9 protein-coding genes are annotated in these 14636 nt (G+C 40.2%); 1 reads left to right on the top strand and 8 read right to left on the bottom strand.

Annotated elements, in window-relative coordinates:
- Nucleotides 1–10 precede the first annotated feature (10 nt).
- From AAEY62_RS09345 to AAEY62_RS09320, 6 genes are all read right to left on the bottom strand, one after another.
- The gene (locus AAEY62_RS09345; RefSeq protein WP_350634853.1) at nt 11–1429 is read right to left on the bottom strand and encodes an efflux transporter outer membrane subunit; all 1419 of its coding nucleotides are present in this window, start codon (nt 1427–1429) and stop codon (nt 11–13) included.
- The gene (locus AAEY62_RS09340) at nt 1426–4560 is read right to left on the bottom strand and encodes an efflux RND transporter permease subunit (RefSeq protein ID WP_350634852.1); all 3135 of its coding nucleotides are present in this window, start codon (nt 4558–4560) and stop codon (nt 1426–1428) included. The genes AAEY62_RS09345 and AAEY62_RS09340 overlap by 4 nt, the downstream gene beginning before the upstream one ends.
- A 12-nt stretch (nt 4561–4572) precedes the next feature.
- Complete coding sequence (locus AAEY62_RS09335; protein ID WP_350634851.1) at nt 4573–5742, bottom strand: efflux RND transporter periplasmic adaptor subunit; 1170 nt, start codon at nt 5740–5742, stop codon at nt 4573–4575.
- A 289-nt stretch (nt 5743–6031) separates the two neighbouring features.
- On the bottom strand, nt 6032–7333 hold the full coding sequence (gene paeA, locus AAEY62_RS09330) for a polyamine export protein PaeA (protein WP_350634850.1): 1302 nt from the start codon (nt 7331–7333) through the stop codon (nt 6032–6034).
- A 147-nt stretch (nt 7334–7480) separates the two neighbouring features.
- Entirely contained in the window at nt 7481–8170 is a 690-nt protein-coding gene (locus AAEY62_RS09325) for a transporter substrate-binding domain-containing protein (RefSeq protein WP_169045147.1), read from the bottom strand.
- A gap of 129 nt (nt 8171–8299) precedes the next feature.
- Nucleotides 8300–9409 (bottom strand): arginase family protein, encoded by a 1110-nt coding sequence (locus AAEY62_RS09320; RefSeq protein ID WP_350634849.1) that lies wholly within the window; start codon nt 9407–9409, stop codon nt 8300–8302.
- A gap of 454 nt (nt 9410–9863) precedes the next feature.
- Here AAEY62_RS09320 and udp point away from each other — a divergent pair, with 454 nt between their 5' ends.
- Entirely contained in the window at nt 9864–10619 is a 756-nt protein-coding gene (gene udp / locus AAEY62_RS09315; RefSeq protein WP_007582384.1) for a uridine phosphorylase, read from the top strand.
- Between the two features lie 185 nt (nt 10620–10804).
- Here udp and cdd read toward each other — a convergent pair whose 3' ends face one another.
- The gene (gene cdd / locus AAEY62_RS09310) at nt 10805–11731 is read right to left on the bottom strand and encodes a cytidine deaminase (protein ID WP_350634848.1); all 927 of its coding nucleotides are present in this window, start codon (nt 11729–11731) and stop codon (nt 10805–10807) included.
- 160 nt (nt 11732–11891) lie between these two features.
- Nucleotides 11892–14537 (bottom strand): phosphoenolpyruvate carboxylase, encoded by a 2646-nt coding sequence (ppc, locus tag AAEY62_RS09305; RefSeq protein ID WP_350634847.1) that lies wholly within the window; start codon nt 14535–14537, stop codon nt 11892–11894.
- Between the last annotated feature and the right edge of the window lie 99 nt (nt 14538–14636).

The raw sequence follows: 14636 nt of genomic DNA, 5'->3' as shown, positions 1-14636 counted from the left end.
GCCGCAAATATTATTTCTCTTCCTGAGCTGTTTCACTGGTTACGTTCCATCCGCCGCCAAGCGCTTTGTACAAGTTAATTTGGCTTGCAAGATACGCTTGCTGACCTGAAATTAACTGTTGTTGTGCGCCGTACCATGTACGCTGAGCATCAAGTACTTGCAAGTAGCTATCTGCGCCTTTTTCGTAACGCATTTTTGATAAATCAAACGTGACTTGTCGGCTATTTATAAGCATATCAAGGGCACTTAATTGCTCTTGGTAACCTTCTCTATCAGCAAGTGCATCGGCAACTTCGCGAAACGCATTTTGAATTTTTTGCTGATAAGTAGCCACTGCAATTTCTTGATCAGCTTTTGCTACATCAAGATTTGCTTGGTTACGTCCCATATTAAAAATAGGTAAGCTAATTGACGGCACAAAACTCCATGTACCTGAGCCTGAATCAAACAAGCCACTTAAATCACTTGAAGCAGATCCGGCATTGGCTGTTAAGCTAATACTTGGATAAAACGCCGCACGTGCAATACCAATATTGGCATTTGCAGCAAGCATTAAATGCTCAGCGGCTTTAATATCAGGGCGTTGCGATAACAGGTCAGACGGTAAACCAACCGGCACTTCTGGCATGCTGATCAAGTTAGTCAGGTCTTTACTAGGCAGTAAATCAGCTGAAACAGATTTACCCACTAATAAATCTAGGGCACTTTTATCACGCTTTAACAAACGCTTGTACGTTGCTATGTCTACTTTTGCTGTAGCAACTGTACTTCTAAGCTGCTCAAGGGTAATTGAAGAAGTTGCACCTAAATCAAAGCTTTTTTGCGTAAGCGATAATGACTCTTGCTGAGAGGTGAGCGTTTCTTTTGCAAGCTCTAGCAGTTGTAAGTCCGTCGCGTAACTAAGCCACGCATTTGCCAACTCTGAAATTAAAGACACCTGCGTACTGTATTGGCTAAGCTCTGTAGAGTATAAATTTTGGAGTGCTTGCGCTGATTGATTGCGTACTTTCCCCCAAATATCTAACTCATAAGACGTAATGCCCACTGTTGCACTGTATTGCGAGCTAATAGCTGCATCGCCAGTACCCGACAAATCAGCCGGTAAACGCTGGCGCGTACCAGAAGCATTTAAATCAAGCGACGGATACAAAGCAGAGTCTTCGATTTGGTACAAACCACGAACACGCTGCACATTAAGCACTGCAATTTGCATGTCTTTATTATGCTCAAGGCTTTGCGTAATTAAGGTTTGTAGTTTTTCATCATTAAAAAACTGCTGCCAATTTAATTGCTTCGCAGCGCTTTGCTCAGTACCTGATGCATAAGCATCAGATACTGGTAGAGCAAGGTCTTTTTGCTCTGGCGCTAATTGACAACCACTTAGCACCAATAAAGCAATTGCACTTAGGCTGAATGTTTTAATGCTCATTCTGCGCTCTCCTTTGTTGTCTCGTTAGTTTTACCAGGGAATACACGGCGAACTAACACAAAGAACAACGGTACAAATACAACAACTAATATTGATGATGCGAGTGTGCCGCCAATAATCGAAATACCTAACGCATTTTGCGCACCAGAACCCGCACTTGAGGCAATAGCAAGTGGTAAAACACCACAAATAAAGGCCATCGAAGTCATGAGTATTGGACGTAATCGTAAGCGTACAGCTGCAATAGCCGCATCAACTAAGCCAAGCCCATCATCCATTTTATGAATCGCAAACTCTACAATCAGTATCGCATTTTTAGATGCCAAACCAATGGTGGTCAACAAGCCTACCTGCAAGTAAATATCGTTAGATAAGCCACCGCCTAGCGCTGCCATAATTGCACCAAATATACCCAGTGGCACAATCATCATTACCGCAAACGGTACCGACCAACTTTCATAAAGTGCAGCTAAACATAAAAATACAAACAACAGCGATAAGCCATATAGTAAAGGTGCTTGACCACTACTTGAGCGCTCTTGGAATGAAATACCGGTCCACTCAGACGAAATACCATTAGGTAATTGTTTAACTAAACGCTCCATTTCGTCCATTGCTTGGCCTGTACTGTAGCCCGGCGCTGCACTGCCTTGAATTTCCATTGCTGAAAAACCATTGTAACGCTCTAAACGTGGCGAACCATACGTCCAGTAGGCACTAGCAAACGCTGAAAACGGCACCATATCGCCATTATCATTGCGCACATACCACTTATTTAGATCCTCAGGCACCATGCGCGATTGTGCATCACCTTGCATATACACTTTTTTAATTCGACCACGGTCAATAAAGTCATTCACATAACTACTACCCCATGCTGTCGAAAGTGTACTGTTAATATCGTTTTGCGACACGCCAAGCGCTTCGGCTTTTGCCAAATCTGTATCAAGTTGTAGTTCTGGCATATCTTCTTGTCCATTTGGACGTACGCCCGCTAAAATTGGACTTTGGCTTGCTAAACCTAATAACTGATTTCGTGCCGCCAAAAGTGCGTCATGGCCAAGACCTACACGGTCTTGTAAAAAGATATTAAAACCATTAGCAGTACCCAGTTCAACAATTGCAGGTGGCGGGAATGCAAACACAAACGCTTCTTTTATCGTTGAAAAGTAGCCCATTGCTTTACCTGCAACACCTTGAACAGATAACTCGTCACGCTGGCGCTCATCCCAATGTTTAAGGTTAACAAAGGCAATGGCTGAGTTTTGGCCAGAGCCTGCAAAACTAAAACCAGTAACGGTAAAAATACCGTTTACGGCTTCAGATTGATCGTTTAAAAAGTGATTTTCTACCTTTTTAACAACCTCAAGCGTTTGTTGTGTTGTAGAGCCCGCTGGCAGTGAAACTTGGTTAAACAAAATACCTTGGTCTTCGTCAGGTAAAAATGCCGTTGGCAAGCTTGAGAATACATAAACCATACCGCCCACAATCACGCCATAAATAAGTAAGTAGCGTTTAGAGTGTGTAAGCATACGGCCTACAAAGCTTTGTGCACCTGAATTTGTTTTATCAAAACCACGGTTAAAGCCTGTAAAAAATCGGCCAAATAACGTCTCATTGTTATGTACATGGCTTGGTTTTAAAAGCGTTGCACACAATGCAGGCGTTAAAATAAGAGCAACTAAAACAGATAACCCCATCGCCGATACCAGTGTTATAGAAAACTGACGATAAATAATACCGGTAGAGCCACTAAAGAATGCCATTGGGATAAATACCGCAGAAAGCACCATGGCAATACCTACCAGCGCGCCTTTAATTTCATCCATAGATTTACGCGTAGCTTCAAGTGCCGAGAGTTTTTCCTCGGTCATTAAGCGCTCAACGTTTTCTACCACAACGATTGCGTCATCTACCAATAAGCCTATGGCAAGTACCATCGCAAACATCGTTAGCGTATTTATTGAATAACCAAAGGTGTACAAAATACCAAACGTACCTAGTAAAACCACTGGCACTGCTATTGTTGGTATAAGTGTTGCCCTAAAGTTTTGTAGGAACAAATACATAACTACAAAAACAAGTACAACAGCTTCAATTAAGGTGTGAATAACTTTTTCGATAGATAACGATACAAACGGCGTTGTGTCGTAAGGTATAACAGCATCTAACCCTTCAGGGAAAAACGGTTTTAGCTCTTCAATCGCTTTTTTAACTCCAGCGGCAGTATCAAGTGCGTTAGCACCACTGGCTAATTTAATACCTAACCCTGATGCAGGTTGTCCATCGTAACGAGCAACAACGCGGTAGTTTTCACCGCCAAGCTCTACTCTAGCAACGTCCTCTAGACGTACAAAAGAGCCATCTGGATTGGTTTTAACCAATATTTGTTCAAATTGCTCTGGCGTTTGTAATCGACTTTGCGCCGTTACTGTTGCATTAAGTTGCTGACCATCAACGGCAGGCATACCGCCAAGTTGACCGGCAGATACTTGTGCATTTTGCGCACTAATTGATGCACTAATATCAGCAGGTGTCAGCTTATAATTTTGTAACTTTGAAGGGTCTAACCAAATACGCATCGCGTACTGAGAACCAAACAGCTGCACTTCACCTACGCCTTCAACACGCGAGACAATATCTTGCACGTTTGATGAAACATAATCGCCAATATCAATATTGGTCATGCTGCCATCTTTAGACACAAATGCATAAACCATTAAAAAGTTACGCGCTGACTTTGCAACTACAACACCTTGCCTTTGAACGGCTTCTGGTAATAGTGGAGTCGCTGTCGCTAGTTTATTTTGCACTTGAACTTGTGCAATATCAGGGTCTGTTTCGGCGCTAAACGAAAGTGTAAGTGTAGCAGAACCACTCGACTCAGACGTAGATGACATATAAAGCAAGCCATCAAGGCCTTTCATTTTTTGCTCAATAACTTGCGTTACCGTATCTTCAAGTGTACGTGCAGATGCACCAGGGTACGTTGCTGTAATACTTACTGCAGGCGGTGCAATTGAAGGATACTGCGAAATAGGTAAGCTCCTAATCGCCAAAATACCTGCAAGCATCACTACAATAGCGAGTACCCAAGCAAATATCGGTCTATCGATAAAAAATCGTGACATTAAAACTCTCCGTTATTGCGCTTGATCGGCTTTAGCAGACGATTGAATTTCAGAAGGATTCACTGGTGCACCAGGGCGGATTTTTTGTAAGCCTTCAACTATTAATTTATCGCCATCCATTAGACCATCGGTAACAAGCCAGTCAGAACCTATTGTGCGGTCTACTTTTAAAACACGGCTTTCTACTGTGTTGTCTTTGCTGACAACCATTGCTGTTGGTTCGCCTTTTGAATTACGGCTAACACCACGTTGCGGAGCTAAAATAGCACCCGCCTTAACACCTTCCACAATAGAAGCTCGGGCATACATGCCTGGCAGTAATAATTTTTCTGGGTTTGAAAATTTAGCACGTAGTATTACTGAGCCAGTACTTGGATCAACTGTCACTTCAGAAAACTGCAATGTGCCTTTATGAGGATAAACAGAACCATCTTCCATAATAAGTTCAACGTCAGTTTGGCTAGTCGAATCAACACTTAGAGCACCTGATGATATTGCTTTTTTAAGTTTGGTAAGCTCATTACTTGATTGTGTTAAATCGATATAAATTGGATCTAACTGAGTCACTGTAGCAAGTGCAGTACTTTGGTTAGCACTAACTAGTGCACCTACAGTTACGCTTGATTTACTAATTTGACCACTAATTGGTGACGACACATGGCTGTAATCAAGGTTAATTTGCGCCGATTTTAACTGCGCTTTAGCCGTTAATAATTCTGCTTTTGCTTGTTTGTATGCAGCATCTGCTTCATCAAAGTCTTGCTGACTTACCGCTTTTATTTTTAAAAGCTCGCTAAAACGAGATGCTTTAGCTTTACTACTTGAAATACTCGCCTGAGCACGTGCTACGCTTGCTTCACTTGCTGCTAAGTCTGCTTCAAATGTCGCAGGGTCTATTTGATACAGTCCTTGGCCTTGTTTAACCTCTTTACCTTCAACAAATAAACGAGATTGCACAATACCACTTACTTGTGGGCGAATTTCAGCAATTTGAAATGCACTGATACGACCAGGAAGTTCTTTTTTGAGAGTAAGCGCTTGGCTTTTTAATGTAAGTACACCCACTGGTACAGCTTTAGGAGCTGAAGCTTGTGACTGCTCAGCAGCCTGATCGCAACCAGTTAAAGCAACAGAACCGACGAGGGCTGACAATACAAATAAAGCGATGCGGGAACGCTGCATGTTAAATACCTTTTAGTTTAGAGTGAACGATCATTCTAAATTAAAACGCGCTGATAATGAATCTTAATTAGAAGAAATTTACACAAACTTACACTCCTCAGTACAATATACGTCTTAGGTTGCATTTAATGTTAATTAGATGAAAATAGAATCAAGACTGTATGAAAATAAAACAACTTAACATATTGAAATAATATCCCATTTTAGAAACGAAGTTTTTAACAGACACAAAAAAGCCAAGCAAATACAGCTTGGCTATTTATATAAAAACTAAAGCACACACCTTATTTTAAAGGATATTAGCACTCTGCGGGTTAATAACCCTTGAAACTAACAACTGCTCTACCCTAATTCCTTCTACATCAACAACTTCAAACTTAAAACCTGAAAAAGTAAAATGCTCCGCGCGTTTAGGTATTCGCTTCATATTGTAAATTAAAAAGCCAGCGACCGTTTCATAGTGCATCTGGTCAGGAAATTCTTCTATATCAAGTACTTTTGCTAAATCGGTAATTGGGGTTAAGCCATCTACAAGCCATGAATTTTTATCGCGTTCTATGATTAATTCGTCGCCTTGATGAGTGATTAAATCACCCATAAACCCTTTCATTAAATCTTTTACCGTTACAATACCCACCGAAAGCGCATATTCGTTTACGACAACAGCAAATGGTTTTGCTGCACTTTTAAACGCATTTAAAGCTTCAGATAAGCTTAATGTTTCGGGTAAGTAAAAAACATCTTTATCAATGAGATCATCGTTTATATTGGCGGCTTCGCCCTTTAGTACTTGTCGTAAAATATCTTTAGATTCAACAGAGCCATGCAACTTATCTAAATTTCCTGACACCACTAAAAAGTGGTTATGAGGATGGTCAATAATTTTAGTCGCAATATCATGGCTAGATTCGTTTAAATCAAAATATACAATTTGGTCGCGTGGTGTCATTACGCTTGATAAAAATCGCGCTTCTAGGTCAAACACATTGCCAATTAATTCATACTCTTGCTTTTGCAAACTACCGTATGCAGCACCTGCTTCCATCATGGCAACAATGTCCTCTGTTGTCACATTGTCTTCTCGCTCAGCGGGCACTTTAAATAAGCGCAGCACAAAGTTAGTGACACCATTAAAAAACATCACCAGCGGGGTTAATGCAAAGGTAACCCAGCGCATTATTGTAACCACTCTAACAGCGACCGCTTCTGGCATGATCATCGCTAAACGCTTTGGCATTAAATCGGCGAACAATATAAACAAGGATGTAATAGTAAAAAATGAGAATAAAAAGCTAATTTTTTCTAAATGTGCACCTTGATAAAACAATACCAACACACTTTCAACATAAGGCGATAAGGCCTGCTCGCCCACAATACCACCCAATATCGCTATCGCGTTGAGTGCTATTTGGATCATGGCAAAAAAAGCCCCTGGATTTTCTTGTAGCTTTAGTACCGCTGCTGCCTTTATATTCCCTTCATCTGCCATTACTCGCAGTTTTATTTTACGCGACGCTGCAATTGCTATTTCTGACATAGCAAACAACGCACTGATCAAGATCAATAAGCTAATCCCGATTAAATCACCCATTTAACGCTCCAAAAAGTTAGTGCTTTTTTAAACAAAAAGCAGCTGGATTATAATCGGTTTTTTAAATGCGGCAATTTATATTTATAAAATATATTAAAGTAATTTAATTTCATGAGGTTACATTGATTAAACTGTTTTTTAAACTGTTTAATTGCCTTTAAAGGCGACTTTTAATTGAACAACTAAGGCCGGATCCATATTTATATTACAAGCAAAAAATAATGGAGATTGAGCTGTATTTAGATTTAGTAATGGCTCGAGTAGCTCAAGCCTAGGCTCAGTTTTTATTCGATAGCTAAATTGCTTTTTGCTAAGAACAACAAAATCAAGAATATCGTGACGAGTGCTTATAAGTTTATCTATTTTATCTAGGCTATCGATGAGTAATAAATGCTTGTTCTCACTAAAGCCCCTTTCAAGCAAATAGTGATGACTAAAGTTATCACGCAGTACTGCTATTTTATATTTTTTAGCATCATTGAGAGTATTTAACTTTATACCTCTGGACTTTAGACCATAAATGGCTGAATCAAAGCTTTCCAGTTCACCTACCCAGTTAAACTTACTTTCTCTATTAGGTAATCGAACAATTGAAAATATACAGGTGTTTTTATCGCGTAGCGCTGCATTGTAAGATATGGCCCAACTATGCGCCAACATAGTGTATTTTATACCAGTGCCTTCTAGCGCTTTATGAACTTTCTCGACAGAGCGGCCAACGAGTTTATTATCTTCATTGAGATACTGAAAATCCGGAAATACTTCCGTTACTATTGTGATTTCAGTTGCATCAACTTTAATACAGCTAATGAACAATAAAAAGATCAATAATTTCATTTAGCAAGGCCTCAACTAACTCATTATAAGTATTTAATAAATATAGCTGAGGCTTTATGAACTGCTAGTTTTTAGTCATGTAATGCACACTTATACGCTGATAGTGCTAGTATTTATAGCTCATACAGCTTACTTGTTCATCGCACTAATTAAAAAGGCTGAAATTTTAGCGCCTTCTCTAAGTGTCGTTTCAGAGCTTGATTGGCCAACTAAAGAGCTGTCGGTAAATGGCGCTATTTCCATCATATCAGCACCCGTAATCGGAAACTCATCCGCAATGGCTGATAAAATATCAAGCGCATGCTGTGGTGTTAAACCATTATGTTCTGGCGTGCCTGTGGCAGATGCAAACTCTGCATCAAGCGCATCAATATCAAAGCTTACGTATACTTCATCAACGTTATCAGCTTTTAATTGTACAATAGCGTCGACAGCAACCGCTGCTGCGCCGCGCTCAATGATTTCATGTGCCCAATGTTGCTTAACGCCAAAGGTACTTTCCCAGTGCGCTTTAGGCTTGCCACTTGAGCGTATACCAAATTGTATTAAATGATGTGGTGCTGGTAAAAATTCTAAAATATGTGTACACCACGAGCCAAAACATAAATCTATGCCTAAGCGCTCAACGAGTAAATCTGTATGCGCGTCAAAGTGAATAATAGCGGTACGCTTACCTTGCTCACGTTTTGCTTTTAAGTACGCTTTGGTAAGTGGGTAACTTATTGAGTGATCGCCACCAATACCAAATATACCTTTATCTTTAAATGTTGCGTAAAAACTGTCGCATACATCCTCAGTGATTGATAATGGGCTTACGTAATAGTCGTTATCTTCATTACCGTATAGGGCTTTTTGGCAATTAGAAATGGTTGCATCATTTAGGTATTTATCATGAAGTAAATGTGGGATTACACGTACATCGCCTAAATCAAACGAATGACACTGCGGTTGCTGATCAATTAAAGCTGAGCGCACAAACAGTGGCCCCCAGTTTGCACCGCGTAAAATACCACCGCCACAGTCTGAGCTAATACCTAACATAACGGCTTTATGTGGAGAATTTGGTAATTCATTTAAAGACTCGCGCCACAAATTATCAACGTTTTCAGTTTGTCCATAAAGTTTATTACGCAGTGCGGCTTTGCGCTCCTTTGCAGTATTTACTGTGTATACGCCATCACCTGGTGCGCACAAACAGTGCTCAACTTTGTTTTTAAATGCTTCAAATTGTGTGCTCATAATAAACTCCTTCGATTTTTATTCTGTACGTAGCTAATTACTTTTGATTAGTTATGCAAAATCACCAAAAGTGCCTAAACTTCAAATAAATTCCACTTTGCTAAATAAGTCTGTGCCTAATATAAATAAACACGTTATCTTTTACGTGCTTAATACAAATTTAAGCCATTGAATTAATTTAATATTAATGAATATTTACCATAAACTATTTAATTGTAGTTACGCGCTTGGTTGATACTTATTATGTCTGCTTGAACATGTCAACAGCACAACAAGGCTACTTGTATAAGCACTTGATTGAATATTCATAGTTGATGAATAAATCAAATTAGTTCTTAAAATTATTAAGACTTAATTGGAGGAGTTAAGATAAAACGGACAATCGTCCTGTACTTGATAAACGTTTCTAGCAATGATGCTAGATTGACACAATTTATTATAAAAAGGCTTAGCTATGGAAAAGGTATTTCACTTAGGACTATGTATTGACGATCTTAAAGGTGCAAAACTTGCGATTGTACCGGGCGATCCAGATCGTGCTGCACGCATTTCACAATTCCTAGACAACCCAACCTGCCTTGCTCAAACTCGTGAGTTTCATGTTTACTTAGGTCAACTAAACGGCCATTCGGTGGTTGTTTGTTCTACGGGTATTGGTGGTCCATCTACGTCGATTGCAGTAGAAGAATTAGCACAACTTGGCGTGCGTAAATTTTTACGTATTGGTACAACAGGTGCGATTCAGCCACATATCAACGAAGGCGAAATTTTAATTAGCCAAGCGTCTGTACGTTTAGACGGTGCAAGCCAGCATTTTGCTCCTCTTAGCTACCCTGCTGTGTCTGACTTTTATGCAACACAAGCTATGGTACAAGCATGTAAAAACTTAAATATCGATTTTCATATCGGTATTACTGCATCAAGCGATACATTTTATCCAGGACAAGAGCGTTACGATACGCATTCTGGTTACGTTCCTAAATCACTACAAGGTAGCTGCGAAGAGTGGCAAAAACTGGGCGTGATGAACTACGAAATGGAATCAGCAACATTATTTACTATGTGTGCAGCCCTTGGTTTACAAGCTGCATGTGTAGCAGGCGTACTTGTTAATCGTACTCGCCAAGAAATACCAAATGTTGACCATGGTGAAATTGAGCGTAAATCTGTAGCGGTCGTATTAGAAGCGGCTAAAGTATTACTTGATTAATACGGATTCTATTATTAATGGGCTATTATAACGATAAGAAAATGGCTCAGTAACAAGGCAAAAATTATGAAGTATAGTTGTCTTATATGAATAATTTTTAACGCAGTTAGTGAGTTATTTAATTCGATAGAATGGCGCATTTTAATAAAGCACAGCTTTGCCTGTGCTTTATTGTTTTTCAGAGGTTATTTTAGCTGAGCGCTAATTACTTCTATTGCCGGTAGATTTTTAAAACTTGCAAGTACAGCACGTGCTACACCCGCTTGGTTTTCATGGCCTGCGGTTTCTAAAAGTGTAATTGATTTTACTGTACTTTCGTTAAAGCTAAGCCCTGCGATAAATAATTGGCTAAGTGCACTTTGTAGTGGCGACAAGCTTGGGCTGTACGCTGCGTTTTCTGCGTAACTTCCGTAAAAATCACCATTTTCAAATGTACTAATTTTTACTGCACTAAAGTTTTTACTATAGGGTACGTATGCGTTTAATGCTGTACTTGCTAGCTTTTCATCTAGTTGATCATTTGCAAATACTTGCTGGTGAGGCTCTGGATTAAACAAGCTAAACGCGTTACCTAAATCAGTCGGCCCAAACGAGTGCGGCAGTAATTCTGCCAACTTAAAGTGTTGCTCTGGCAATAAAATATCAAACTCTTTAGCATCTGCGAGTTCGTTCATAAACTGGCGGCAATACCCACACGGTGCATCGCTAATCGCTATTTTAACTATTTTTTTAGCACCGTTTAACCATGCGTTATTTATAGCCGATTGCTCTGCATGAACCACTAAACTCAATGCTTGATGATCAAACTCTACATTTGCACCAAAGTAAAAGTTTACCTCATCGTTTTCATCAAGTGCTTTAACAATTGCGCCTACATGAAAATCTGATATCGGCGCAACAGCATACTCAGAAGCCAAAGGTACTAAACCTTGTAATAATGCATCATCAGACACATTGAGTTGCGCGCATAACGCTTTAATATTATTAGAATTTAATATGCCACGTTGTGATTTTAATTGACTACGTAATGACGCTGTTTGCGCTACGTTTAATGTGATGTGCGAATTTGTAAGTGCTGTATCTTGCTGTACAGTAAAAGTTGCTGAAGCCATAACATTTTTTAATTATTCAATGGCTAAGTAGTTTAAAAGGTTAAGGTGTTAAATACCAGCCTATTTAACGCAAAAAAAGGGAGCACATCGCGTGCTCCCTTTAATTTTAACTGGTATGCCCAACAAAATAATTAATTGGTATACCTAACAAAATAACATGTTAGCCGGTATTACGCATACCTGCTGCAATACCTGTCATCGTGATCATTAATGCATTATCAATGTCACCTTCGTTGCGTTTTTCCTCTGAGCGAGCACGGCGTAAAAGCTCAACCTGTAGTAAGTTAAGTGGATCGGTGTACGGGTTACGTAAACTAATCGACTCCTTAATCCAAGGTTGTTCGGCTAGTAGGCTTTTTTGCGGGCTAAGTGATTGCACCAAGCTAATTGCTTCTTGAAGCTCTTTTCGAAGTGTTACACCCAGTGGTTTGTACATATCTTCCACCAGCGCATTATCATAATGCTCACTCAACCAACAATCGGCTTTACTAAATACCATTTCTAGCATTTCTAGGCGCGATCTAAAGAACGGCCACTGTAAGCTCATTTCGTTTAGGGTTTCAGCGCCGTACTTATTAAGCGCAGCTTTTAAGCCTGTTAACGCACCTAGCCATGCAGGAAGCATTAAACGGTTTTGGCTCCACGCAAAAATCCATGGAATAGCGCGCAGGCTTTCAACGCCACCATTAGGATTACGTTTTGCAGGACGCGAGCCAAGCGGTAACTTAGACAGTTCAAGCTCAGGTGTTGCCATTCTAAAGTAAGGTACAAAGTTTTCATCATGACGAACTACATTACGGTAATGCTCACATGACTCCTCACTTATTAGCTTCATTACTTCGCGCCACTGCGGTTTTGGCTCCGGTGGCGGTAATAAGTTACTTTGCAGAACTGCGCCTGCGTAAATATTTAAGCTTTGCAGTGCTACATCGGGTAAACCAAATTTAAAGCGAATCATCTCGCCTTGCTCGGTTACACGCAAGCCACCTTTTAATGAGCCAGGCGGTTGTGAATGCAGCGCTTGTGCAGCGGGTGCACCGCCACGTCCTACTGTGCCACCACGTCCGTGAAATAAAACAAGCTCAATACCACGTGCATCAGCAAGTTGTACTAGTTTATCCATTGCTTCGTACTGTGCCCAACCTGCTGCCATCATGCCGGCATCTTTAGCTGAATCAGAGTAACCAATCATTACGTTTTGAGTGTTTTTAATGTGCCCGCGATACCAAACATTATCAAGCAGTGTGGTAATTACATCACTGCCTGCGTTTAAATCGTCGAGTGTTTCAAACAACGGTGCTACTGGTAAATCAAAGCTACAGCCGCTTTCTTTTAGCAATAGTTGTACTGCTAAAATGTCTGACGCTGTTCGTGCCATCGAAATAATATACAAACCAAATGTTGCTTCGTCTTGCTTGGCAATTACATCAAAGGTATCAAGTACTTCTTGTACATCAGGGCTTGGTTGCCAATGTTTTGGAATAAGCGGTCTGCGTGAGTTAAGCTCTGCAAGTAAAAATGCTTGTTTGTCTTGCTCTTGCCATTGGTTATAGTCGCCTAAACCTAAATAACGAGTCAGTTCTGAAAACACATCGCCGTGGCGAGACGAATCTTGGCGCACATCAAGTTTAGCTAAACGCAAACCAAAGCTATTTATACGGTGCAGTAAATCAAGTAATAAGCCATCAGCAACAACTTTCATATTACACTTTAATAACGAGCGATAGCACACCTCAACCGGGTGTTTAAGCTGATTAATATTAGTAATTAAGTCTTGTGAATCGCTGCGCTTATTTTTAATTTTAGCACCTAAGTGCGCCACTGTTTCCGCAACCTGATTTTTAAGCTTTTTGATTACTGCTCTATATGGTTCAAATTCCTGCCCTGCAAGCTCAACAAGCTCATCACTGGCATCTGACATAGAGAGTTCAGCGCACAACGTTTTTAAATCTTGAATGTATAAGTTAAGTGCCATCCAACGACCATGATCAAGCACTTCTTTTGTTACCTGCGATGTTACAAATGGATTACCATCACGGTCTCCACCCATCCACGATGTAAACTCAATTGGGCTGTAATCAATTGGTAACTCTAAGCTCAACTGGTCTTTAACATTCACTGAAAATTCACGTAAAAAGCGCGGAACGGCATGCCAAAGGCTATTTTCTATTACTGCATAGCCCCATTTGGCTTCATCAACTGGCGTTGGGCGAGAGCGACGAATATCGTCAGTATGCCAAGCTTGGCTAATCAGCTGTTCAATACGATTTAAAATATTGTCCCGCTCTTGTGGTAAGTTATCTTTTCGCTCTAATGACGCTAAGCAATCACTTAGTTCAACGTGTTTGTTAATAATAGTACGGCGCGTAACCTCGGTTGGGTGAGCGGTCAGTACTAAGTTTATGTGGAGTTTTGAGAGTGTTTCGGCCAAATGATTACTGTCTAACTGGCCTTGTTCTGCTTTTGTAGCTAACGTTTTTAATGTTTGAGTGAGAGGGTTTTGTTGACCAAGGCCAACGTCATTAAAACGCGAAACGGTATGAAATTGCTCTGCTACATTAGCAAGGTTTAAAAAATGATTAAATGAACGGGCAACCGGTAAAAGCTCTTCATCACTAAGCGCATGTAAAACATCTATTAGCGCTTGTCTGTCGTCTTCGTTACCACTGCGAGATGATTTTGATAAAGCACGAATTTCTTCCACTTTATCTAAAATCGCTTGACCTTGGGCATCTTTGATTGTTTGTCCTAGTAGTTGCCCTAGTAAATTTACATTACCTCGCAAGGCGGCGTATTGTTCACTCATTTATCAGTCTCCATTTTTTCGTAGGACACTATTAATATCATCATGAAGAGATATTTAATAGATCCATTTGCAATGTCTTGTCGTAAAAAAGTATATATA

Origin of the sequence: Pseudoalteromonas sp. GW168-MNA-CIBAN-0100 (assembly GCF_040309225.1) — a bacterium.
Classification (GTDB): Bacteria; Pseudomonadota; Gammaproteobacteria; order Enterobacterales; family Alteromonadaceae; genus Pseudoalteromonas; species Pseudoalteromonas arctica.
Note: the sequence above shows the minus strand (reverse complement) of the source record. Positions and strands in the feature narration are given on the sequence as shown.

Coding starts and splice junctions, on each gene's coding strand:
- AAEY62_RS09345 (WP_350634853.1), bottom strand. CDS start 1,429: ATGAGCATTAAAACATTCAGCCTAAGTGCAATTGCTTTATTGGTGCTA.
- AAEY62_RS09340 (WP_350634852.1), bottom strand. CDS start 4,560: ATGTCACGATTTTTTATCGATAGACCGATATTTGCTTGGGTACTCGCT.
- AAEY62_RS09335 (WP_350634851.1), bottom strand. CDS start 5,742: ATGCAGCGTTCCCGCATCGCTTTATTTGTATTGTCAGCCCTCGTCGGT.
- paeA (WP_350634850.1), bottom strand. CDS start 7,333: ATGGGTGATTTAATCGGGATTAGCTTATTGATCTTGATCAGTGCGTTG.
- AAEY62_RS09325 (WP_169045147.1), bottom strand. CDS start 8,170: ATGAAATTATTGATCTTTTTATTGTTCATTAGCTGTATTAAAGTTGAT.
- AAEY62_RS09320 (WP_350634849.1), bottom strand. CDS start 9,409: ATGAGCACACAATTTGAAGCATTTAAAAACAAAGTTGAGCACTGTTTG.
- udp (WP_007582384.1), top strand. CDS start 9,864: ATGGAAAAGGTATTTCACTTAGGACTATGTATTGACGATCTTAAAGGT.
- cdd (WP_350634848.1), bottom strand. CDS start 11,731: ATGGCTTCAGCAACTTTTACTGTACAGCAAGATACAGCACTTACAAAT.
- ppc (WP_350634847.1), bottom strand. CDS start 14,537: ATGAGTGAACAATACGCCGCCTTGCGAGGTAATGTAAATTTACTAGGG.